16 protein-coding genes and 1 tRNA gene are annotated in these 22,010 nt (G+C 67.3%); 9 read left to right on the top strand and 8 right to left on the bottom strand.

What is annotated here, in order from left to right; translation table 11 throughout:
* On the top strand, window positions 1–2,013 hold a 2,013-nt coding region (locus L810_RS25260; protein ID WP_042976128.1), incomplete at its 5' end, for a UvrD-helicase domain-containing protein.
* 132 nt (window positions 2,014–2,145) lie between these two features.
* Here L810_RS25260 and L810_RS25255 read toward each other — a convergent pair.
* Window positions 2,146–3,039 (bottom strand): c-type cytochrome, encoded by an 894-nt coding sequence (locus tag L810_RS25255; RefSeq protein WP_021161137.1) that lies wholly within the window; start codon window positions 3,037–3,039, stop codon window positions 2,146–2,148.
* Window positions 3,040–3,291: 252 nt separating this feature from the next.
* Between L810_RS25255 and L810_RS25250 the strand changes: the two genes are divergently transcribed.
* The 6 genes from L810_RS25250 (at window position 3,292) to L810_RS25225 (ending at window position 9,640) form a co-directional block, all read left to right on the top strand.
* Window positions 3,292–3,367 (top strand) — tRNA-Arg (locus L810_RS25250).
* 237 nt (window positions 3,368–3,604) lie between these two features.
* Entirely contained in the window at window positions 3,605–3,934 is a 330-nt protein-coding gene (locus L810_RS25245) for a helix-turn-helix domain-containing protein (RefSeq protein WP_021161135.1), read from the top strand.
* A 150-nt stretch (window positions 3,935–4,084) separates the two neighbouring features.
* Window positions 4,085–5,740, top strand: coding sequence for a TIGR04222 domain-containing membrane protein (locus tag L810_RS25240; RefSeq protein ID WP_042976125.1), 1,656 nt, complete (start codon window positions 4,085–4,087; stop codon window positions 5,738–5,740).
* A 421-nt stretch (window positions 5,741–6,161) separates the two neighbouring features.
* A complete protein-coding gene (locus tag L810_RS25235; RefSeq protein ID WP_042976123.1) occupies window positions 6,162–6,905 on the top strand; it encodes an acetyltransferase in 744 nt (247 codons plus the stop codon).
* Between the two features lie 39 nt (window positions 6,906–6,944).
* Window positions 6,945–8,885 (top strand): tetratricopeptide repeat protein, encoded by a 1,941-nt coding sequence (locus L810_RS25230; protein ID WP_021161131.1) that lies wholly within the window; start codon window positions 6,945–6,947, stop codon window positions 8,883–8,885.
* A 92-nt stretch (window positions 8,886–8,977) separates the two neighbouring features.
* On the top strand, window positions 8,978–9,640 hold the full coding sequence (locus L810_RS25225; RefSeq protein ID WP_021161130.1) for an acetyltransferase: 663 nt from the start codon (window positions 8,978–8,980) through the stop codon (window positions 9,638–9,640).
* A gap of 10 nt (window positions 9,641–9,650) precedes the next feature.
* Here the strand turns inward: L810_RS25225 and vioA are convergent, their stop codons facing one another.
* From vioA to L810_RS25200, 5 genes are all read right to left on the bottom strand, one after another.
* The gene (vioA, locus tag L810_RS25220) at window positions 9,651–10,793 is read right to left on the bottom strand and encodes a dTDP-4-amino-4,6-dideoxy-D-glucose aminotransferase VioA (RefSeq protein WP_021161129.1); all 1,143 of its coding nucleotides are present in this window, start codon (window positions 10,791–10,793) and stop codon (window positions 9,651–9,653) included.
* Between the two features lie 28 nt (window positions 10,794–10,821).
* Window positions 10,822–13,161, bottom strand: a complete 2,340-nt coding sequence (locus tag L810_RS25215) for a tetratricopeptide repeat protein (RefSeq protein ID WP_021161128.1) — start codon at window positions 13,159–13,161, stop codon at window positions 10,822–10,824.
* 246 nt (window positions 13,162–13,407) lie between these two features.
* A complete protein-coding gene (locus L810_RS25210) occupies window positions 13,408–13,707 on the bottom strand; it encodes a flagellar protein FliT (RefSeq protein WP_021161127.1) in 300 nt (99 codons plus the stop codon).
* Window positions 13,708–13,732: 25 nt separating this feature from the next.
* Window positions 13,733–15,241: a flagellar filament capping protein FliD gene (gene fliD / locus L810_RS25205; RefSeq protein WP_021161126.1), complete on the bottom strand. Its 1,509-nt coding sequence runs from the start codon at window positions 15,239–15,241 to the stop codon at window positions 13,733–13,735.
* A 132-nt stretch (window positions 15,242–15,373) separates the two neighbouring features.
* On the bottom strand, window positions 15,374–16,528 hold the full coding sequence (locus tag L810_RS25200; protein WP_021161125.1) for a flagellin: 1,155 nt from the start codon (window positions 16,526–16,528) through the stop codon (window positions 15,374–15,376).
* A 520-nt stretch (window positions 16,529–17,048) separates the two neighbouring features.
* On the opposite strand from L810_RS25200, the gene rpsU reads away from it, so the two are divergent.
* A complete protein-coding gene (rpsU, locus tag L810_RS25195) occupies window positions 17,049–17,261 on the top strand; it encodes a 30S ribosomal protein S21 (RefSeq protein WP_006401410.1) in 213 nt (70 codons plus the stop codon).
* Window positions 17,262–17,412: 151 nt separating this feature from the next.
* Here the strand turns inward: rpsU and L810_RS25190 are convergent, their stop codons facing one another.
* A complete protein-coding gene (locus tag L810_RS25190) occupies window positions 17,413–19,536 on the bottom strand; it encodes a TonB-dependent siderophore receptor (protein WP_042976121.1) in 2,124 nt (707 codons plus the stop codon).
* Window positions 19,537–19,763: 227 nt separating this feature from the next.
* On the opposite strand from L810_RS25190, the gene L810_RS25185 reads away from it, so the two are divergent.
* On the top strand, window positions 19,764–21,005 hold the full coding sequence (locus L810_RS25185; RefSeq protein WP_042976119.1) for a PepSY-associated TM helix domain-containing protein: 1,242 nt from the start codon (window positions 19,764–19,766) through the stop codon (window positions 21,003–21,005).
* A 126-nt stretch (window positions 21,006–21,131) separates the two neighbouring features.
* Here the strand turns inward: L810_RS25185 and L810_RS25180 are convergent, their stop codons facing one another.
* Window positions 21,132–21,734 carry a DNA-3-methyladenine glycosylase I gene (locus tag L810_RS25180; RefSeq protein ID WP_021161122.1) on the bottom strand — a complete coding sequence of 201 codons (603 nt, stop codon included), beginning with the start codon at window positions 21,732–21,734 and terminating at the stop codon, window positions 21,132–21,134.
* Window positions 21,735–22,010: the final 276 nt, after the last annotated feature.

Here is a 22,010-nt window from a genome sequence, read left to right as displayed (position 1 = left end):
GCGGGCAGCGGCAAGACCCGCGTGATCACGCAGAAGATCGCGCACCTGATCGAAGCGAAAGGCTTCGAGCCGCGCCACATCGCGGCCGTCACGTTCACGAACAAGGCGGCCGCCGAAATGCGCGAGCGCGTGGGGAAGCTGCTCGAGGGCAAGACGCTCACCACGCCCGGCAAGGAAGGGCGCAAGGTGCCCGTCAACCAGCTCACCGTCTGCACGTTCCACTCGCTCGGCGTGCAGATCCTGCGCCAGGAGGCCGAGCACGTCGGCCTGAAGCCGCAGTTCTCGATCATGGATTCGGACGACTGCTTCGGGATGATCCAGGAGCAGCTCGGCACGACCGACAAGGGGCTGATCCGCAAGATCCAGAGCATCATCTCGCTGTGGAAGAACGGCCTGATCATGCCCGACGAGGCGATGGCGATCGCGGCCAACGAGGACGAGCACCAGGCCGCGCTGGTCTACCGCAACTACGTCGCGACGCTGCACGCGTACCAGGCGGTCGACTTCGACGACCTGATCCGCCTGCCGGCCGAGCTGTTCGCGAAGAACGAGCAGGTGCGCGACCGCTGGCAGAACAAGCTGCGCTACCTGCTGATCGACGAGTACCAGGACACCAACGCTTGCCAGTACGAGCTGCTGAAGCTGCTCGCGGGCCCGCGCGCCGCGTTCACGGCGGTCGGCGACGACGACCAGGCGATCTACGGCTGGCGCGGTGCGACGCTCGAGAACCTCGCGCAGCTCGGCAAGGATTTTCCGAAGCTGCACCTGGTCAAGCTCGAGCAGAACTACCGGTCGACGGTGCGCATCCTCACCGCCGCGAACAACGTGATCGCGAACAACCCGAAACTGTTCGAGAAGAAGCTGTGGTCCGAGCACGGGATGGGCGATTCGATCACCGTCACGGCGTGCAACGACGAGGAGCATGAAGCCGAATCGGTCGTGTTCCGGCTGTCCGCGCACAAGTTCGAGCGGCGCGCGCAGTTTCGCGATTACGCGATCCTGTATCGCGGCAACTTCCAGGCGCGCATCTTCGAGCAGGTGCTGCGGCGCGAACGCATTCCGTACGTGCTGTCGGGCGGCCAGTCGTTCTTCGACAAGGCCGAGATCAAGGACCTGTGCGCGTACCTGCGGCTGATCGCGAACGCCGACGACGATCCCGCGTTCATCCGCGCGGTCACGACGCCGCGCCGCGGGATCGGCAACACGACCCTCGAGGCGCTCGGCTCGTTCGCGGGCCAGGCGAAGGTGTCGCTGTTCGAAGCGGTGTACATGGGCGGCATCGAGGCGCGGCTGTCGGCGCGCCAGGTCGAGCCGCTGCGGATGTTCTGCGACTTCATCCAGCGCCTGACCGAGCGCGCGGACAAGGAGCCCGCGACCGTCGTGCTCGACGACATGATGGAGGCGATCCACTACGAGGCGTACCTGTACGACGCGTTCGACGAGCGTCAGGCGCAGTCGAAGTGGCAGAACGTGCTCGAATTCCTCGAATGGCTGAAGCGCAAGGGCACCAAGCCCGAGACGGAAGCCGTCGACGGCGAGGCCGAAGGCTTCCACAACGCCGACGGGCTCGCCGATACCGGCAAGAACCTGCTCGGCCTGATCCAGACCGTCGCGCTGATGTCGATGCTCGAGGGCAAGGACGAGGATCCGGACGCCGTGCGGCTGTCGACCGTCCATGCGTCGAAGGGGCTCGAGTATCCGCACGTGTTCCTGGTCGGCGTCGAGGAAGGCATCATGCCGCACCGCGGCGGCAGCGAGGACGACGGCCCGATCGACAACGAGCGGATCGAGGAGGAGCGCCGGCTGATGTACGTCGCGATCACGCGTGCGCAGCGCAGCCTGCACCTGAACTGGTGCAAGAAGCGCAAGCGGGCGCGCGAGACGGTCGTGTGCGAGCCGTCGCGCTTCATTCCGGAGATGGGGCTCGACGATGCGCCGCCGCCTACCCCGGAAGAGGCGCCGATGTCGCCGAAGGACCGGCTCGCCAGCCTGAAGGCGCTGCTGCAGAAGTGACGCGGCGGCGCCGTCGGGCGTGCGGTGTTTCGACGATCCGACGATCTGACAGTCAGCCGGTCAGCCGGCCAGGCAAAAAACAAACCCCCGCGGTGCGTGTGCGCCGCGGGGGTTTTTTCTGGCCGGCCGGTGTTACTTCGCCGAGTTGACCATGTAGTCGACGGCGGCCTTCACGTCGGCGTCGGATGCGTTCGACCCGCCCTTCGGCGGCATCGCGCCCTTGCCGTGCAGCGCGTAGTTGTAGACCGTGTCCATCGAGTCCTTCAGGCGCGGCGCCCAGTCTTCCTTGCTGCCGAACTTCGGCGCGCCGAGCACGCCGGCTCCGTGGCAGGCCACGCAGGTCGACGAGTACAGCGCCTTGCCGGCGGTTGCGGCATCGGCGCTGGCCGGGGCGGCCGCCGGTTGTTCGCCGGCCTTCGGGATAGCGGCGATCGCGGCCTGCGCGGCGGCGATCTGCGCGCTCGCGGCGTCGGCCGGGCTCGATGCGCCTGCCGCGCCGCTGGCGGGCTGCGCCGCGTTGGCGGCCGGTGCGGCCGGTTCGGGGAAGTTCGCGCCGTCGTTGTTCGCCATGTAGACGATCGCGCGGGCGATTTCATAGTCGCTGACGTCGTCGGGGCTCGTGCCGCCGCGCGGCGGCATCGCGCCCTTGCCGGCCAGTGCCGTCTTCAGCAGCGTGTCGAAGCCTTGCGAGATGCGCGGTGCCCAGTCGTCCTTGTTGCCGAATTTCGGCGCGCCGGCGGCGCCCGTGCCGTGGCAGGTCACGCAGACGGCCTTGTAGACAGCCTCGCCGGTCTTGTACGTGCGGGGCGCGTTGGCGTCCTTCACTTCGACCTGCGCGAGCGGGGCGATACGCGCGGCGACCTGCTCGTCGGATAGCGCGTCCGTGCCGGCGCCGGCGCGGAACGCATGGTTCGCATAATTGGCGAACAGGACGATCAGGATGATCGGAATCGCGAACGACGCGATGATGACGGCAATCAGCTGCCCGGGGGTTTTGACGGGAGATTCGTGGGGTGCTTCGCTCATGCTTGCCTCGTCTCCGTGAATAGGAATTGTGAGCGCGGTGCAACGGCAAAATGGCAGTCCAATGAAGCACGGACGATTATAGACGGAACGTTTACATCACGGCGAGCGGCGCGATGGCGCGTGTTTACCCGCACGCAGCGCGGTGCGGCGGGGATTCGTCGGGCAAGGTGGACGCGTCATGGGAAACCGGGTATCCTTGCCGTCTTGCCAATCGTGGGCGGCCTGTATATTGGGGTCGCTTCACTGTCTCACGCGCCCGTAGCTCAATGGATAGAGTACTGCCCTCCGAAGGCAGGGGTTGCTGGTTCGATCCCAGCCGGGCGCGCCAAAAACATGCCTGTTCAGGTGTTCGGCGGTTTCGCCGTCTCATCCGCATCACCATTTCTCCGCTTGCAGTAATATTCCGGCCGGCTATCCGAATGGCGGTTTCCGATCGCGTGCATCCGACCGGGCGAAACCTTGCACCGGTGTCGTTCGACGCACCCGAAGCCCGCCTGAAACACCGATTGAGCATGTCGACCGAAACGACGAACAGCCGCCCGGAAGCCGGCGCCGCGATCACCGCATGACCAAATCCCTCCCAGTCCAGATCATCAACGGCCCGGACGGCGCGCCAGCCTTCGTCGTGATTCCGTACGCGGACTATGTCGCGCAGCGGTGCGCCGCACGCGACCTGATTCCGCACGAGCTCGTGACGCGCGTCGTGTTCGACGGAAGCTCGCCCGCGCGTGCGTGGCGCGAGCATCTCGGCCTGACGCGGGCCGAGGTCGCGCGGCGGATCGGCATCAGTCGCTCGGACTACGCCAAACAGGAAAAGCGCGGGAAGCTGCGCAAGTCGATGCGCAAGAAGGTCGCGGCCGCGCTCGACATCACGATCGCGCAGCTCGATTTCTGACTTTCCGACCCGCGGCGCAACGCGGCGAGCGGCCCCGCATGCAGGCGGCCGGCACGCCGTCGCGCCGCCTCGCCGATGTGCGAGAATCCCCGGCAACGACAACTCCAAGCGTCGATCGCGGCGGCCGTCCGCGCATCGCGCCGACTCCCGATGGCTGCCATTCCGTCTACCTCGACCGCAGTCGATGCCCGCGCGCTGACCGATGCGCAGCACGCGTTGCTCGCGCGTCTGCACGCGTATTCCCCTGACGACCCGAACGCGCCGCTGCCGTACAGCCGGCGTCTTGCCGAAACCGAAGGCTGGTCGCATGCGCACGCGCTGGCCGTGATCGACGAATACAAGCGCTTCGCGTTTCTCGCGCAGGCGGCCGGACACCCGGTCACGCCGTCGGTCGCGGTCGATACCGCGTGGCATTTCCACCTGCAATACACGCTCGAATACTGGGACGTCTTCTGCGCCGGCGTGCTGCGCGCGCGGCTGCATCACATGCCCGGCACGGGCGCGCCGGACGAGGCCGCCGTGTACGCGCAGCGTTATCGCGACACGCTGGACAGCTATCGCCGGCTGTTCGGTTGCGAGCCGCCGGAGTCGATCTGGCCGCGGCCTGCCGACTTGCGTGCCGCATCCGGATCGCCGCTCCCGGAACCGTCGGCCGCGAACGGGGCGGGGGACGCGAATTCGCCTGCCGCCGTGCAGGCGCGCAGAACCTGGCGCGACCGGCTGCCGAAACTCGCGTGGCCGGCCGCCGCCGCGAGCGTCGCGGCGACCTGCGCATCGGCGCAGGACTTCAACGTGCTGAACTACGCGGGGCCGCAGTTTCTCGCGTTCTATGTGCCTGCGTGTGTCGTCGCGTTGTTGTTGATCGTCGTGCTTCAGGCGATCGAGTTCCGCTGTCGACGCTGGGGCGGGCGTACGCGCAAGGCGTCGGCCGACCTGAGCACCGACGAAGTCGCCTATCTCACCGGCGGCGAAGCACGGGTCGCCGAGGTCGTGACGATGTCGCTCGCGCAGGCGGGTGCGGTCGACCTGTGGACCGCCCCCGGGCAGGGTGGCTACGTGCAGATCGCCGACATGGAACGTGCGGGGCGCCATGACGACCACTGCGCGTGGCTCAAGGAGCAGCCGTCCGGCACCGTGAGCTACGACGTGTTTCGCAAGCGACTCGCCGGGTATGCGCAGGAGGTCGTCGACGGAATGCGCGCACAAGGCTGGCTGTGGGCACCCGGCGAGATGCGCGCGTCGCGCCTGGCCGCGCGTGCGATCGTGCTGATCGTACTGGGCACGGGGGCCGCGAAACTCGCGATCGGCCTGAGCCGCGGGCGGCCCGTGTTGCTGCTCGCGGTCTGCATGGTGGTGTTCGCGGTCGCGTACCGGATCGTCGTGCGGCGGCTGACCGGTTTCGGGCGCGGTGGGGCGACGGCTGCCGGGCGGGCCGCGCTGCTTGCGCGCCGGATCGCGCACGATCCGCGTGCCGCGCGAAATCCGCAGCGCCCGCAATCCTCGCAACCCGATGCGCACGCAGCGCAGCAGGCGCAGGACCGCGAACGCGACGACACGGACCCATTGCTGTGGACTGCCGCGCTATTCGGTGCGGGTGCGCTGGCCGGCACCGCTTGGTCGGTGTATTCGCAAACCGTGCAGACCGCGTCGCGGATGTCGTCGCTCGCCGCGCTGAAAGCGGGTAGCGGCAGTGCGTTCGATGCATCGGACAGCAGTTGCTCGTCGTCGAGCTGCAGTTCGTCGAGTTCGTGCAGTTCCAGCTCGTGCAGTTCGAGTAGTTGCGGCGGGTGTTCGTCGAGTAATTGAGTGCGGGAGAGTGAGCGGCGCACACCGTTGGTGAAGGCGGCGGCAGCACATCGCCACGGCGGCCGGCTCCGATGACGGAACGCGCTGGCTGGATCGAAGCGGCGCCTCCGCCGACGTGTGAGCATCATGAAGGAAAACCGGGCGCCAATGCCCGAGCGCCGAATGATGCACGCACCCGTCATCGGCCGGCGACGGCAATTCCACGCGCACGCGCGGCGCAGCCGGGCCGCGGACGCGAGACCCCACCAGCCCCTATCTCCGGAACAGAAGCCAGAACGCCGTTCTTATTCGATGTCGGCTACCGTCGCCGGCTTTCTATACTGCATCGTCCATGCTCGTGGCCGATGTGCCGCGACGTTTTCCACCGCCGTTTCGAGCGGCCCGGCATCGAGCCGCCGCACCGGCACACTTGCGACCGCGAATGAACGTTACGACCTCCGACGATTGTATTGGCGTGCTGCCTGACCATCCGTGGGCGAAGCATTTCATCGTGCTCGGCTACCGGGATGGCGCCTTTTCGGCGATTCCGAACAATTTTTTCCGCACCTGGGTTGATGAAGAGGCGCAGGTCGGTACGTTTCATATCGGCCGGTGCTCGTCGATCGGTGTGGGTTCGATCGCAAAGTACGATCAGGGCGTTCAGAAACTCGTGATCGGCAAGCACGTGGCTGGCGGAATGCGTCTGCGATTTCTGTTGAACGGTCAGCACGAGATGCGCACCATTTCCACGAGCATGTTCAGCCTGTACGGTAACGGCCTCACCAATCCGCCGATGCCGCAATACGCGGACACCGTGATCCACAACGATGTCTGGATCGGCGACGAAGCGCTGTTTCTCGGTGGCAGCCAGATCGAGAGCGGATGCGTGATCGGCGCGCGGGCCGTCATCCCGCCCAATTTCCGCACCGAGGCGTACGGCATTTATGCCGGTTCGCCGGCCCGTCTGATTCGCTTTCGCTTCACGGAAAAAGTGCGCGAACGACTGCTGCAGCTCGCGTGGTGGGACATGCCCCTCGACTGGATCAAGCAGAACAACGACGCATTTCTGGTCGATCTCACCGCCGACGAAGGGCGCGCACTCGACACGCTCGCAGCGCTCCAGGAAGCCAGGGACCGGGCCGTCAGCCAGTCGGGCCAACCGGCCGCCGTGCCGGCGTCCGTCTGACCGTTCGTTCGCGCCGCGCGCCGCGCGGCGCCGTATGACATGACCCCTGCTTCCGACGAATCCGCGCTGGTTCAACACGCGGCGACCCTGTGCCAGAACGGACAGTTCGCCGACGCACTGTCGCTCGTCGCGCCTCTGCTCGACCGGCCGGCGCTGGCAGTCGCGGCGCTGCACATCGCGGCCGTCTGCGCGCTCGGCCTGAACCGGCTGGCCGACGCGGAAGCATGGTGGCGGCGCGCGATCGACGCGATGCCGGCGTTCGAGCCGGCCTGCGACGGTCTCGGCGCGCTGCTCGTGTCGCAAGGGCGCCTGCCCGATGCCGAGGCACTCCTGCGCCGGCAGCTTGCGTCCGTCACGCCGTTGCGGGCGTCGCACCATCACCGGTTCGGCAAGGTGCTCGAAGCGCTTGGCCGGCTCGATGAAGCCGAGCAGGCATTCGGGCAGGCGCTGCTGATCGAGCCGCAGTCGGCCGACGTGCTGGCCGATCTCGGCAACCTGTTGCGTGTGCTCGGCCGCCAGGCCGAATCGGAACTCGCCTACCGGCTCGCGATTACCGTGCGAGCGGACTTCGTGCTCGCGCACGCCAATCTCGGCGCGATCCTCGTCGACATGCAGCGGTTGCCGGAAGCGGAAGCCGCCAGCCGCCAGGCGCTCGTGCTGTGCCCGGATCACCCGGAGGCGCACTACAACCTCGGCGTCGCGCTGCAGAACCTCGATCGCCTGCCAGAAGCCGAAGCGGCCTATCGCGACGCGATCCGTTGCCGTCCCGGCCTGCCGCAGCCGCACAACAATCTCGGCTGCGTCCTGCGCGCGCAGGGGCGCCACGACGAAGCGATGGCCGTGTTCGCCGACGCGCTGTCGCTCGCTCCGGACATGGCCGAAGTGCACTACAACCTCGGCACCACGTTCGCGCATGCCGGCCGCCACGACGACGCCGAACGCGCGTACCGCCGCGCGCTCGAACTGCGTGCTGACTATGGCGATGCGCGTTTCGGCCTGGCGACGCTGTTGCTCGGCCTGGGCCGGTTCGAAGAAGGCTGGCGGCGCTACGAATCACGCTACGAACAAACGGCGTTCGTGCACCGCCGGACCCGCGAGGTGCTGGGGTGCGCGCAGTGGCAGGGCGAGCCGCTCGCCGGCAAGACGCTGCTCGTCTGGCAGGAAGACGGCCTGGGCGACATGCTGCAGTTCAGCCGCTATTTCGCGGAATTTCAGGCGCGGCACGCGGCACGCGTGGTGTTCGCGTGTCAGCCCGCGCTGCATCGGCTGATGGCGACGGTCGACGGCGTCGACGCGGTGCTCGATCACGAGACGGCGACGGCGCAAGCCTCGCAGTTCGATTACTGGACGAGCCTGCTGAGCGCGCCGATGCACACGGGCACGACACTCGACACGATCCCGCCGCCGGTACGGCTCGCGCCTGATCCGGCCAGCGTTGCGCGCTGGCGCGCGCGCCTCGATGTATTGCCGGCCGGCCCGCGCGTCGGCCTCGTGTGGAAAGGCAACCCGAAGCATCACAACGACGCGCACCGCTCGCTGCCGTCGCTCGCGTTGCTGACGCCGCTATGGAGCGTGCCGGGTGTGAATTTCGTGAGCCTGCAGAAAGGGCAGGGCGAGGACGAGGCGCGTCAGCCGCCGGGCGGCTTGCCGCTGCTGCACCTGGGCTCGGAGCTCGACGATTTCGCGGATACGGCCGCGATCGTCGCGCAACTCGATCTCGTGGTGTGCGTCGACACGTCCACCGCGCATCTGGCCGCGTTGCTCGGCAAGCCTTGCTGGGTGCTGCTGCCGAATCAGGACGTGGACTGGCGCTGGATGCACGGCCGCGACGATTCGCCGTGGTATCCGGGCACGGTGCGGCTGTTCCGGCGCGGGCGCGACGAAAGCTGGATCCGGATGGCCGAGCGCTTGCGGGCGGCGTTTGCCGCGTATTTCGCAGCGGGTCGCGTGACGGCGGACGAGACGGCGCAGGTCGTCTGACGTGACGGCGCGCGCCGCGCGGGTGCGGCGACGCGGCATACTGCGGGGAACGCGGCATGGCCGCCCCTGCTTTCAGATCAATCGAGGCCCTTGTGGAAAACATCGTCATCGTCGGCTCGTCCGGTCACGCCAAGGTCGTGATCGACATCGTCGAACAGGCTGGCCGGTACCGGATCGCCGGGCTGATCGATTCGTTCCGGCCCCGCGGCGAGGAGACCCTCGGCTACGCGGTACTGGGCGCCGAACGCGACCTGCCGGATCTGGTCGATACGCACGGCATCGCCGGGCTGCTGGTCGCCATCGGCGACAACCACGCGCGCGAGAACGTGACGGCCGCTCTCGCGGCGCTCGTGCCGGGCCTGCCGTGCGTGTCGGCGGTGCATCCGGCCGCACGCATCGGCAAGGCGTCGACGATCGGTGCGGGTACGGTCGTGATGGCCGGCGCGGTGATCAATCCGTGCTGCGCGATCGGCAACGGGTGCATCGTCAACACGAACGCGTCGCTCGATCACGACGGCACGATGGAGGATTTCTCGAGTCTCGCGCCAGGCGTCGTCACGGGCGGCAACTGCCGGATCGGCCGCGGCGCGGCGATCGGCCTCGGCGCGATGCTGCGGCACCGGATCGCGGTGGGCGAGCACGGCGTCGTGGGCGCGGGGGCGGTCGTGCTGCACGACGTCGAGCCGTACACCGTCGTGTACGGCAACCCGGCCCGCCGGATCCGCGCGCGCGCGGCCGGCGAGCGTTACCTGTAGGCGTCGCGCGTCAGCGCGCGATCAGGTCGACGATGCGGCGGACCATGTCGTCGGTGAGCGCCGGGTAGATCGGCAGGCACAGCACCTTGCGCGCGGCCTCGGTCGCGACGGGCAGGTTGTCGCGGTTGGCGGACGGCAGCCCGCGGTACATCGGGAATTCCGAAATCAGCGGATGGAAGTAGCGGCGCGCGTACACGTCGTAGTCGCGCAGCTTCCGGTACAGCCCGTCGCGATCGAGCGGGTAATCTTCGTCGACGAGGATCGCGAAATACGCGTGGTTCGCGACGGTCTGGCCGCCGAGCGGCACGCAGCGGATGCCGCGCACGTCGGCGAGCAGCGTGCGGTACAGCGTGTCGATTTCGCGGCGGCGCGCGAGTGCGCCGTCGATGTGCTGCAACTGCAGCATCCCGAACGCGGCGTTGATTTCGCTCATCTTGCCGTTGATGCCGGGCGCGACGACCGTGACTTCGTCGACGAAACCGAAGTTCTTCAGGTGGTCGATCCGTTGCTTGGTCTTCGCGTCGGGGCAGATGATCGCGCCGCCTTCGAACGTGTTGAACACCTTCGTCGCGTGGAAGCTCAGCACCGACAGATCGCCGTGGGTGAGCACGCTGCCGGTGGTGTTCTGCACACCGAACGCATGCGCGGCGTCATAGATCACGCGCAGGTTGTAGTTGTCGGCGATCTTCTGGATTGCGTCGACGTCGCACGGATTGCCGTAGCAGTGCACGGGCATGATCGCGGTGGTCTGCGGCGTGATCGCTGCCTCGATGCGCGCGGGGTCCAGGTTGAGCGTGCCGGGCGTGACGTCGACGAATACCGGCTTGATGCCGTTCCACAGCAGCGAATGCGCGGTGGCGACGAACGAATACGGCGTCGTGATCACTTCGCCGTTGATGCGCAGCGCCTGCAGCGCGGTGACGAGCGCGAGCGTGCCGTTCGCGAACAGCGACAGGTGCGGCACGCCGAGATACTCGCACAGCGCGCGCTCGAACTGCTGGTGGAACGGGCCGCCGTTGGTCAGCGTGCGGCTCTCCCAGATCTTCTCCAGGTACGGCAGGAATTCGTCGAGCGGCGGCAGGTGCGGCTGCGTGACGTAGATGCGTTCGTGCGGCAGTTGCGCGACGGACGACGCGGGCAGGCTGGCGGTCATGATGGTCTCTCTCGATCTGACGTGAGGTTCAGGCCTCTGCCGCGGCCTGTGCGGTGGTCATGTCGTCGAACAGCGGTGTGTCGAATGCGGTCGCGGGTTCGCCCGCGCACCAGCGGGTCCACATCGTGCGCAGCGCCGACGACAGCCCGGCCGCGACGACAGCCGGCCGGAACGCGGCTGACTCTCCGCAGCGCGCGCGCAGGCCGGCGCGAAGCGCCTGCAGCGCGGCGGTGTCGCGGCCGAGCGCGAGCGCCCTCGCGACGAAGTCGTCCTCGTCGGTCGCGATGTACGCGTCGAGCCCGACGTGCTGCAGCCAGCCCGCGCTGCCGCGCCCGGCCATCGTCGCGCCGGGGATCGTCACGGTCGGTACACCCATCCACAGCGCGTTCAGCGTGGTCGTCGAACCGGTGTAGGGGAACGCGTCGAGACAGAGGTCGACGCCGTGATGCTGCTGCATGTAGACGGGAATGTTCGAGCGCCGGTGGAACGTCAGGCGGCCGGCATCGATGCCGGCGGCCGCGAACCATTCGGTCAGCGTCTGCTGGTCGCCGTCGCTGCCGATCGCGCCGAGCGCCATGCGCGCGGTCGGGTCCGCGTGCAGCACGCGCGCCCAGACCTCGATCACGTGCGGGCTCAGCTTGTTCAGGCGGTTGAAGCTGGCGTACGTCGTATAGCCGTTGTGCAGCGCCGGCAGCACGTTGACGGGCGGGCAGTTCGGCGGCGGCATGAACGGCGCGATCGCGGGCAGCCGCACGATCTGCTCGATGAACTGGTCGTCGAATGCGCCGTGCGGTGCGACGAAGCGGTCCGTCAGGTAGTAGTCCATCGCGGCGAGGCCGGTCGTGGCCGGATAGCCGATCCACGACGCCTGAACCGGCGCGGCGCGCTGCGCCAGCGCAACGAGCCGGTTGCGGCCGGTATGGCCCGACAGGTCGATCACGATGTCGATGTGGTCGTTTCGCACGCGTTCGAGGAAGGCCGAGTCGCTCATGCCGGTGACGTTGCGCCAGGTCGTGGCGTGGGCCTTGAAGCGCTCGGACGTGTGATCTTCCTCGAAGTGATTGTGATAGAAGTGCATCGCAATGCCGGGGTCGGCCGCGAGATGCTCGATCACGGGCACCGCGTAGGAGGCGACTGCGTGGCTGTACAGGTCGCCCGACACGAAGCCGACGTGCAGCTTGCACGCCGGATCGCGCGGGTTCGAGAACACGGCCGCACGCTTGCGCTTTTGATTGTCGTAGCGCTCGCCGAACTTGCGGTGCTCCGCCACGAGCGCCTGCGGATCGAATTCGCTGCTGTGCGCGATACAGAACAGCATGCTGCTGTGGGTGACGCTGTCGGTCGGGTTGATTTCGATCGCGCGCTTCAGCCAGCCTATCGCTTCCTGCGTTGCGCCCAGTTCGAGCAGCACGAAGCCGAGCGTGCCACACGGCGCGGCGGCCCCGGGCGCGAGTTCGACCGCGCGCCGGCAGGCCGCGAGCGCTTCATCCGTGCGGCGCAGCGCGAACAGCACGAGACCGCGAATCCGCATGGCCTCCGGGTGATCCGGCTGAAGCTGGTACAGGCGCGTGCACTGCTCGTCGGCTTCCGCGAGACGGTTCATCGCCCGCAGCGTATCGGCCAGCAGGATGCGCACGAGGACTTCGTTCGGCAGCAATTCGACCGTGCGCAAGCCGGCCTCGATCATCTCCGCGAAGCGGCCTTCCCGGTGAAGCGAGGCGGAAAGCGCGCGCCAGCATGCGCCGTCTTCCGGATAGTCGTTGACCAGTTTTCGCGCAAGCGCGGTGGCTTCCGCGTGCCTGTTCTTGTCGAACAGCGCTGCGTGCTTTTGCAGCAGCGTCTGATTGGGGCGGCGGGCAGGCTTGCCGGAGTCGCTCCGCCCGGCCGCGGTTTCCAGGACGATCGCCGCATCGATGCCGCTTGGGGCGGCCGCGACCGCTGCAGTTGCGAGCACGATGTCGGGTGACGCCAACTGGGCGATCAGGCCGTTCAGCGCAGGGCCGTGCACGCCGCGCTGCTGCGCGATTTCGACCGCGATCCACGCGGCGGCCGTCTGCCCGCTGCGATGCAGCGCATGAATGTAGCTGACCCAGTAGTAGCCGTTGTCCGGGCTCGCGCCGAGGGCGGCTTCGAAATGCGGCACCGCGTCGGCCGCGTGGCCCGTATCGGCCAGCAGCACCGCGAGGTTGTAATGCGCATCCCCATGCGCGGGCACCGCGTCGAGGATGGCCTCGTACAGTGCCCGGGCGTCGTCGAACGCGCCGCTGCGCTGGCGTTCGAGCGCGTTCTCCATGACGAGCGCGATGTCTTGCGCAAGCTGCTGTTCGGGCGTGAGCGCGGCGGAGGCGGGCAGTTCGGTCGAGAACATGATGGGATCTGCGGAAAGTCGGTCGATACCATTATGGGTAGCGCGCCGCTGCGCCGATGCCGCGAGATGACGGTAAAAGCCCGGTCAGTTTGGCCGATTGAACGGCCCGCCGCGGGGCCGGGCGGCACCCCAAAAAAAAACGCCCGCACGAGGCGGGCGGAGGCGAACGAGCACGCCCTCACATCAGCGCGTAGTTCTTGTTGTCAGGTTGGCGGCGCGCGCGTGTCGGGCGCCGCGTGGCGCGATTTAGCGGCTCGCGATGCTCTGGTACTGGCCGACGGCCTGCACGCGGCCCATCGCCGCCTGGTATTCGTTGGTCAGCTCCTGCTGCGCGCGTTGCGCGTCGGCGAAGATGCGCGTGTTGCTGGCCTGAATCCGGCGGATCGCGACGATGCCGGCCGGCGGCTGATCGGCCGCGAGCGACGCAACGAGCGGCTCGCGCAGGTCGACGAGGCGCGCCGCCTCGATCCAGTCGGCCATCGCGGCCGCATGTTCGATCGCATCGGTGAGCGCGTCGAGCTGGGCGATCAGTTCGGTCTGTTCCATCTTGGCTCTCCTGTCCGGCCAGCGGTCAGCTCTTGTTGCTCGACAGCGCGCCGGCACTGTTCGTGCCGCCGAACAGCTGCGTTAGGTACTGCGAGTTGCTGTTCATCGTCGCCATCAGCGTGTTGAGCGCGGTGAATTGCGCCTGGTACTGGCTGGTCAGCTGCGCGACATAGTTCGACAGGTTCGTCTGCTGCGTGGCGACGCTTTTCAGGTCATTGTTGAGCGCGGTCGTGCGTGCGGCGATCAGCCCGCCCGTCTGCGTGTAGTTCGTGATGTCCTTCGTCAGCTGCTGGCCGATCCCGTTCGTCGAGTTGAACAGCGACGCGACGCCGGTCGGGTTGTTCTGCAGTGCGGAGTTGAGCGCGGTGCTGTCGACCTGCAGCGTGCCGTCGGCCTGCAGCGTGACGCCGATCGACGCGAGGTTGACCGTCGAGCCGTTGCTGCTCACGCCGCCCGCGACGACCGACGCGAGTGCGTTGCGGATCGTGTTCAGCGTCGAGTCTCCGAGCAGCGGGCCTTGCGACGACGCGCCGGCCGTGAAGCTCGACAGCGAGCCCATCGTCGTGACGAGCGTGTTGTAGAGCGTCACGAAGTTGTTGATCGCCGACGCTTGCGTCTTCGTGTCGGTGGCGACCGTCAGCGTTTGCGGCTGCGTGCCGCTGACGGCGGCCGAGGTCAAGTTCAGCGTGACGCCGGTGATCGCGCCCGTCACGGTGTTGCTCGCGCTCGTCGCGGCGATGCCGTTGACCGTGAAGGCGGCGTCCTGCGCGGCGGTGCTTTGCTTCCAGGCGGCGCTGCTGTTGGCGGACGCAATGGACGACTGGCCGCCCGTCGTGCTGGCCGTCGACGTGACGCCGAGGCTGGAGAGGCCGTTGTCGCCGGTCACGTTGCTGACCGTGACGCTGATCGCATTCGCCGCGCCGGTCGGCGTCGAGCTGAGCACGAGGTGCGCGCCATCGCTGCCGTTGACGACGGACGCGACGATGCCCGGGTTGCCGGTCGTGTTGTTGATCGCGGCGGCGATGCCGGACAGCGTGTTGTTGTTGCTGCCCACGTTGACCGTGAACGACTTGCTGCCGAGCGACAGCGTCATCGTGCCGGTGCCGAGCGCCGTCGACGCACCGAACGCGGCCGACGACAGCGACTGCGACGTCGCGATCTGCGTGACGCCGACCGAATAGCTGCCGGCGACGGCGCCGGCGCCCGCGGTCGCGGTCAGGCCGGTGCCGCTCGCGGTGGCGGTGAAGGTGTTTTGCAGCGAGCCGTTCGACAGTGTCGTGACGCCGGCCTGGAGTGCGCTCAGCGCGGCCGAAAGGGCGCCGTACGCGGAAATCTGGGTGTTGTCGCTGGCCTGCTGCGCGCTGAGCGCGGCGGTCTGGCCGGCGGTCTTCGCATTGACGAGTGCCGTCACGAGCGAGTTGACGTCCATCGACGAGTTGCCGGTCGATCCGCTGATGATCGATTGGGCAGCCTGTTGCAGCGCGCTGTTGGCCGAGCTGTTGGCGGCGGTGACGGCGGGATTGATCGTCGACATCGTAGTGCTCCGTGCGGCGGGTAGTCCGTGAAATTCTGGATAAGGACCTGGCGGCGGGACAAGGCCCCGCGCGCCAAGTGACTACGGCCGGGCCGCGCGTTACGCGGGGCCCGGCCGTGGGTTGCTACGCGATTACTGCAGGAGCTTCAGGACCTGCTGCGGCAGCGAGTTTGCCTGTGCGAGCACCGAGATGCCGGCTTGTTGCAGCACCTGGTTCTTCGACATGTTCGCGGTTTCCTGCGCGAAGTTCGCGTCGGTGATCTGCGACTGTGCCGACGACAGGTCGGTCGATTCTGCCTGCTGCGCCGTGGCGATTGCCGTGAAGCGGTTTTGTGCCGCACCGAGCTGTGCCTGAACGTTGTTCACCGTCTGCAGCGCGTTGTCGATCGACACCATCGCGACGTTCGCACCGCTGACGGTGCTGATGTCGAGGCCCGACACGGTTGCCGGCTTGTTGACGGCGTTGATCTGCGCAACTGCGTTCGTGATTGCGGTGAGCGCCGCCGACGACATGCTCGTGCTGGTTGCGCTCGCTTGAATCGACAGATTGCCGACTGCCGTGCCGTTGCTGGTCGTTGCGCTTGCGCCGAACACGGACTGAGCAACGGTTTGCGCGATGGCGCCGCCGTTCTGGTCGGTGAACGTGTAGCCACCTTGACCGTCCGACAGCACGTTGATCGCCGTAATCGCTGCGCCCGACGACGTGTACACGCCGGCGGTGTCGAGGCTCAGGCCCGTCACCGTGCCGACCGTCTGGCCCTTCTGTACCAGGCCGCCGCCGATCTTCGCGGCCGACATGCTTTGGCTCAGGTCCAGCGAAATCGTCTGGCCGACGTTCGCGCCAACCTGGAACGACACGATGCCTGCATTGCCGTTCAGGATGTTCGTGCCGTTGTACGTCGTTTGCGACGCGATACGGTTCACTTCCTGGATCTGTTGCGCAACTTCCTGTTGCAGTGCTGCCTGGTCGGTCGAGGACATCGTGCCCGTCGACGCCTGGACGGCCAGCTGGCGGATACGTTGCAGGCTGTTCGTCAGCGACGACAGTGCGCTCGATGCCGTTTGAATCATCGACACGCCGTCGTTCGCGTTCGACACGCCCTGGTTCAGACCGTTGATCTGGGTCTGCATCCGGGTCGAGATCGCGAGGCCTGCTGCGTCGTCTGCCGCGCTGTTGATGCGCTTGCCCGACGACAGGCGGGTGATTGCCTGCGACAGGGCGTTTTGCGAGCCGTTGAGGTTCTGCTGTGCAACCAGCGAGTTGATGTTGCTGTTAATTCCGAGCATGGAAAAATCTCCTGTGTAAGCCGAAAGCCCTGGAAAGCCGTTTTGGCGTCGGCGGAAGCACTCGTTCATTGCTGGCCGCCTCAGAGCAGGATTTCGGCGCACCAAAACAAAACTTGAGGGGCGCGTTGAGATTCGGCCCGATTTTTTATCCTTCTTTGTCATTTCGGACCGACCCAGCACGATGGCGGATGGAAGTAGCCCGAGAGCGGTCCCGGCACGCAGTCGTTCGCCTGTGCACACGCAATCGACAAAAGGGTGGTTTTGTCTGTGATTCCCTGCTATGATGGCGGGCTGAATTGAGATTTCTGTCAAGCCTCTGCCGTTTTCGGCGTGTCTGCTGGCAGTCAAACGCGGCGCTGCACGCGGCTTGTGAAGCGTACTCGCGGTGCTTTCCGCCTCTCTTTTCCGGCCTCCGAGGCCGTATTTCCGCTCGTTTCGCCTGTTTGTGGGGACGCTCGGATGGCCGGTGCGTGGCGCTTGGCCGCTACGTTTTTGACCGTTTAAGCAATTTAGGAACGACATGACGACGATTCTTCTGAAAGAAAACGAGCCGTTCGAAGTGGCGATTCGCCGCTTTCGCCGTGCTATCGAAAAAAATGGCCTGATCGCTGAACTGCGCGAACGCCAGTCCTACGAAAAGCCGACCGCAGTCCGCAAGCGCAAGAAGGCAGCAGCCGTCAAGCGCCTGCACAAGCGCCTGCGCAGCCAGATGCTGCCGAAGAAGCTCCACTAAGAGCGTCTGACGGTTCGCCGCGAAACGGCGGAGCGAGCTTCGAAAGAAGCCGCTCCGCCGTTTTGCTTTTGGGGTTCGAGAAAATCCCGAGGCCGTCGCGGTGCGGCCATGCCGGCTGGCAGCCGACGGCTTGCCGCCGCCGGCGCGGCGTTCAGAAGTCGAGCTTCGCGCTCAGGCTCACCGTGCGCGGATCGCCCGGTTTCACGTAGTCCGCGTACTGGTATTCCCAGTAACGGCGGTTCAGCACGTTGTCGATCGACGCGCGCAGCGTCACGTCGTGGCGGCCGATCCGCGTCAGGTAACGCGCCCCCGCATTGACGACGAGAAAGCCCGGGGCATCGAGGCCGCCGGCCGCGCGCAGCGGCGTCGCGCCGGTGAATTTCGCATCGACGCCGAGCGTCAGCCCCGGCACGCCGGGCACCGCATAGCCGATGTCGCCGGCGAGCACGAAACGCGGTGCGCCCGCGACGCGGTTGCCGTTGTTGCCGATCCCGTTCGCGTACCACGCGTCGAGCAGCATCGCGTCGACGCCCGCGTTCCAGCGCGCGCCGAATTTCGCGCGCGCACCGAACTCGATCCCCTGAATGACCGATTCGCCGTCCTGCACGTAGACGTTCGCCGCGTTCGCATATTCGGCGCTGCGCTCGATGCGGAACAATGCGGCCGTCGCGCTCCAGCGCGCGTGCTCGCTCTTGATCCCCAGTTCGTACTGCTTGCTGCGCAGCGGCTTGAGCACCTGGCCGGCGTTCGCGTAGACGTCGTTCACGCGGCTGCCGGGCTCGAGCGATTCGGCGTAGCTCGCGTACGCGGTGGTCGTCGGCGCGAGCCTGAACATCACCGCGAACGTCGGCGTCACCACGCCGTTCTGGCGATAGCCGGGATCCTCCTCGCCGCTCGCCTGGAACGAGCGCTGCTCGTAGTTCATGTAGCGCACGCCGGCGAGCACCGACCAGCGCTCCGTGAGCTGCACGGTATCGCTCGCGAACAGCGATTTCTGCACGATCTCGCTCGTGCGGTACTGGATGAAGCCGTGCGGGCTGTCGTAGCGGTAAGGATTCGGCGCATACAGGTTGCCGGCGCCGAGCGGCACGAACACGCTGTTCGCCGAATAGTCGTTCGCCTGCTTCTGCCACGACGCGCCGATCACGATCTGGTGGCTGAACGGGCCGGTGCGTACCTTGCCCTCGACCATCGCGCGCCACTGGCTGAAGCGATGATCCTCCATCCCGACGTAGCGGCTGTCGGTGTAGTTGCCGGCCGCATCCTGCAGGTACAGCGTGCTTTCGTTGCGTCGGCGCGTCGCCTTGCTGTAGCTGTACGCGACGTCGAGCTGCCAGTCGGGCGCGAGCTGGTACTGCAGCCCGGCCGTATAGAGCTGCAGGTTCGTGTTCAGGTACTGGTCCTTGCCGCCGAGGTTCGTCGTGCCGCCGCTGATCGTCGCGGGCAGCACGCCGCCTGGATAGCTGCCGGTGAAGATCGACGGCGTCTGGCCCGTCGTGCGGCGATCCTGGTACAGCGCGCCGACATTCACCGACAGGTCGCGCGTCAGGTTCGCCTGCAGCGCGAGCGATACGCTGTCGCGGCGGATGTTGCCGTCGTTGTACGTCTTGCCTTCCTCGTGCGTCGCGTTCAGCCGCGCGCCGAACCTGCCGTCCGGCCCGAAGCGCTGGCCGAGATCGACGTGCTCGGTCCATACATTGGTGCTGCGGTAGCCGACGTCGACGCTGCGCACGGGTTCGGCACCAGGCTGCTTCGTCACGTAGTTGACGACGCCGCCGGGCGTCACGAAGCCGTACAGGAAACCGCCGAGCCCCTTCAGCAACTCGACGCGATCGAGCTGCTCGTACGGCATCGTGATCCCGTACGTGACGAACGGCAGCCCGTCGATCTTGTAGCCGTTCTGCCAGTCGAGCTGCATGCCGCGCACGGTCATGTAGCTGGCCCACGCGCTGTACGCGCCGCTGTTGTCGGACACCGACGCGTCGTTCGCGAACACGTCGCCGAGCTTGTACGGCTGGCGTGCCTCGAGTTCCTCCGACGTGACGATCGTCGTCGAGAACGGCGTGTCGAGCTGGCGGCGCGTGCCGAGCGCGCCGGTGGAGACCGTGTCGGTCAGGTGCTGCGGCGAGTCGTGCGCAGCCGTGACGTTGACGGCAGGCAGCACTGTGGCGCCGCCGGGCGAATCGTCCGCGTGCGCGAGCGACGCGGCAACGCAGGCAAGGGCGGCGGCCACGCGACGTGGACGGACAGGAGGGCGGGCGAGGCTGACGGTCATCGTGGATAAGTAAAAATGCAAGTAAGAATCATTCGCATTGCGATAAAATGTCGCGCATCGTATCAAAACCCGTCGAACGCGAAACAATTCCATGCCGCGTGCAAGGGCATCCGGCCTCGCCAGCGACGGCCGGCACCGCTCGTGCGCCGCGCGTGACCTCAAATGACCTGCATTCCGTTGATCCGGGGCCGCTCGTGCCGGCCCGCTTTCCCGTTGCCGGGTGCGCGATGAACGCGTTCCTGCGACCGTTTCTCGTCCGCCTGCATCGCTGGTTCGGCCTCGCGATCGCGCTGTTCCTGTTCGTCGCGGGGCTGACCGGCGCATTGATCGCGTGGGACCACGAGCTCGACGCGCTGCTGAACCCGGACTTCTACACCGCACGCAGCGATGCGGCGCCGCTTGATCCGCTCGCGCTCGCGGCGCGCATCGAGGCCGCCGACCCGCGCGTGCAGGTGACTTATCTGCCGCTCGCGATCGAACCGGGACACACGCTGCAGGCCGGCGTGATGCCGCGCACCGATCCGGCGACCGGCCAGCCGTATGCGCTCGACTTCAGCCAGATCGCCGTCGATCCCGCGACCGGCGCGGTGCAGGGGCGCCGCGAATGGGGCGCGCTGTCGCTCGCGCGGCTCGACCTGATGCCGTTCATCTACCGGCTGCATTACTCGCTGTTCCTGCCGGTGTATGGCGGGATCAATTTCGGGTTCTGGGTGATGGGCGTCGTCGGCATCGTGTGGGCGATCGACAGCCTGATCGCGCTCGTGCTCGCGTTTCCGAACCTGAAAAGCTGGCGCAAGTCGTTCGTGTTCCGCGTGCGGCGCGGCGGCTATCCGCTGGTGTTCGACCTGCACCGCTCGGGCGGCGTGTGGGTGTGGGGGCTGCTGCTGGTCGTCGCGGTCACGTCGATCTCGATGAATCTCGCCGTGCCGGTCGTGCGGCCGCTGGTATCGCTGGTGTCGCCGCTCGCCGAGACGCCGTACACGAATCCCGAACACTTCCCGCCCGCGCCGCCGGGCAGCACGATTCTGACGCGCGAGCGGATCGTCGAGATCGCGCGCGCGGCCGGGCGCGACGCGGGGATCGCCGCGCCGCCCGGCGCGCTGCTGTTCGCGCCGGCGATGAATGCCTACGCTGTCGGGTTCTTCACGCCCGGCAACGAGCACGGCGACGTCGGGCTCGGCAACGCGTGGCTCTACTGGGACGCCGTGACCGGCAAGCCCGTCGCCACCCAGGTGCCTGGCCGCGGCTCGGCCGGCGACCTGTTCATGCAGGCGCAGTTTCCGTTGCACTCGGGGCGGATCGCCGGCGTCGCGGGCCGCGCCGCGGTGAGCGTGCTCGGGATCGTCATCGCGATGCTGAGCGTGACGGGCATCTGCATCTGGGTGAAGAAGCGCAGCGCGCGCGTGCGCGCCGCACGCGGTGCACGGGCGGTTGCGCCGGCGCCGGCGCCGTCGCGCGCCGCCAGGTGAGCGGTTGCGCGTTGAGCATCGTTTCGTGAGGGGGCAGCCGGCGGCCTGACCGGAATTGCCGGCATAACCGGCATAACCGCCGCAGGGCCGTGGCGAACGATGGGCGGCCGGCGGATGCCCGCGCCGTCAGCCCGCCTTGCGCCGGCGTGCCGGCTGCTTGCCGCCGAGCGCCGCGCATTGCGCGTGGCACGGGCAGCCGACCTCGTGATCGTTGATCATGCCGGTGGCCTGCATCAGCGCATAGCAGATCGTCGAACCGACGAACTTGCAGCCGTACGCCTTCAGCGCCTTGCTGAGCGCGTCGGACTGCTCGGTCGACGCGGGCGCGTCACGGTACGACTGCCACGCGTTCTGGACCGGCGTGCCGCCGACGAACGACCACAGGAACGCGGCGAGCGACCCGTGTTCTTCCCGGATGCGCTGCACGGCACGCGCATTGGTGACCGCCGATTCGACCTTGGCGCGATTGCGCACGATACCGGGATTCTCGAGCAGCTTTTCGATGCGCTTCGGCGTGAAGCGCGCGACGGCATCGACGTCGAAATCCGCAAAGGCGTCGCGATAGCCCGCGCGCTTGTTCAGGATCGTCGACCACGACAGCCCGGCCTGTGCCCCTTCCAGGATCAGCATTTCGAACAGGTGGCGATCGTCGTGCGACGGCACGCCCCACTCGGTATCGTGATAGTGAGCATCCGCTTCAGTCTTCACCCAGTTGCACCGCTGCGACATCGTCTGCCTCGTTTTCAGTGTCGATTCGATCGTGCCAGCATAGCGGAAGCCCTTTTCACGGAACAGCCGGCCGAACGGCAGATGGGCGCGCGGCGCCGATCCGGTTAAGCTTGGCGCCTGTTCGAATCAGCGGGATGAAGGCATGGCGGCATTACTTTTTGCGATCGGGATCGACGGTGGCGGCACGGGCACGCGCGCGGTGCTGGCCGACCGGCACGGGCGCGAGCTCGCGCAGGGGCGCGGCAGATCGGAAGAGCGTCGTGTAGGGAAAGAGTG

Source organism: Burkholderia sp. AU4i (assembly GCF_000466765.1).
GTDB lineage: Bacteria > Pseudomonadota > Gammaproteobacteria > Burkholderiales > Burkholderiaceae > Burkholderia > Burkholderia cepacia.
Note: the sequence above shows the minus strand (reverse complement) of the source record. Positions and strands in the feature narration are given on the sequence as shown.

What these genes read in the sequence shown, in the direction of transcription:
- L810_RS25255 (WP_021161137.1), bottom strand. Translation starts at nt 3,039, where the DNA reads ATGAGCGAAGCACCCCACGAATCTCCCGTCAAAACCCCCGGGCAGCTG.
- L810_RS25245 (WP_021161135.1), top strand. Translation starts at nt 3,605, where the DNA reads ATGACCAAATCCCTCCCAGTCCAGATCATCAACGGCCCGGACGGCGCG.
- L810_RS25240 (WP_042976125.1), top strand. Translation starts at nt 4,085, where the DNA reads ATGGCTGCCATTCCGTCTACCTCGACCGCAGTCGATGCCCGCGCGCTG.
- L810_RS25235 (WP_042976123.1), top strand. Translation starts at nt 6,162, where the DNA reads ATGAACGTTACGACCTCCGACGATTGTATTGGCGTGCTGCCTGACCAT.
- L810_RS25230 (WP_021161131.1), top strand. Translation starts at nt 6,945, where the DNA reads ATGACCCCTGCTTCCGACGAATCCGCGCTGGTTCAACACGCGGCGACC.
- vioA (WP_021161129.1), bottom strand. Translation starts at nt 10,793, where the DNA reads ATGACCGCCAGCCTGCCCGCGTCGTCCGTCGCGCAACTGCCGCACGAA.
- L810_RS25215 (WP_021161128.1), bottom strand. Translation starts at nt 13,161, where the DNA reads ATGTTCTCGACCGAACTGCCCGCCTCCGCCGCGCTCACGCCCGAACAG.
- L810_RS25210 (WP_021161127.1), bottom strand. Translation starts at nt 13,707, where the DNA reads ATGGAACAGACCGAACTGATCGCCCAGCTCGACGCGCTCACCGATGCG.
- fliD (WP_021161126.1), bottom strand. Translation starts at nt 15,241, where the DNA reads ATGTCGACGATCAATCCCGCCGTCACCGCCGCCAACAGCTCGGCCAAC.
- L810_RS25200 (WP_021161125.1), bottom strand. Translation starts at nt 16,528, where the DNA reads ATGCTCGGAATTAACAGCAACATCAACTCGCTGGTTGCACAGCAGAAC.
- rpsU (WP_006401410.1), top strand. Translation starts at nt 17,049, where the DNA reads ATGACGACGATTCTTCTGAAAGAAAACGAGCCGTTCGAAGTGGCGATT.
- L810_RS25190 (WP_042976121.1), bottom strand. Translation starts at nt 19,536, where the DNA reads ATGACCGTCAGCCTCGCCCGCCCTCCTGTCCGTCCACGTCGCGTGGCC.
- L810_RS25185 (WP_042976119.1), top strand. Translation starts at nt 19,764, where the DNA reads ATGAACGCGTTCCTGCGACCGTTTCTCGTCCGCCTGCATCGCTGGTTC.
- L810_RS25180 (WP_021161122.1), bottom strand. Translation starts at nt 21,734, where the DNA reads ATGTCGCAGCGGTGCAACTGGGTGAAGACTGAAGCGGATGCTCACTAT.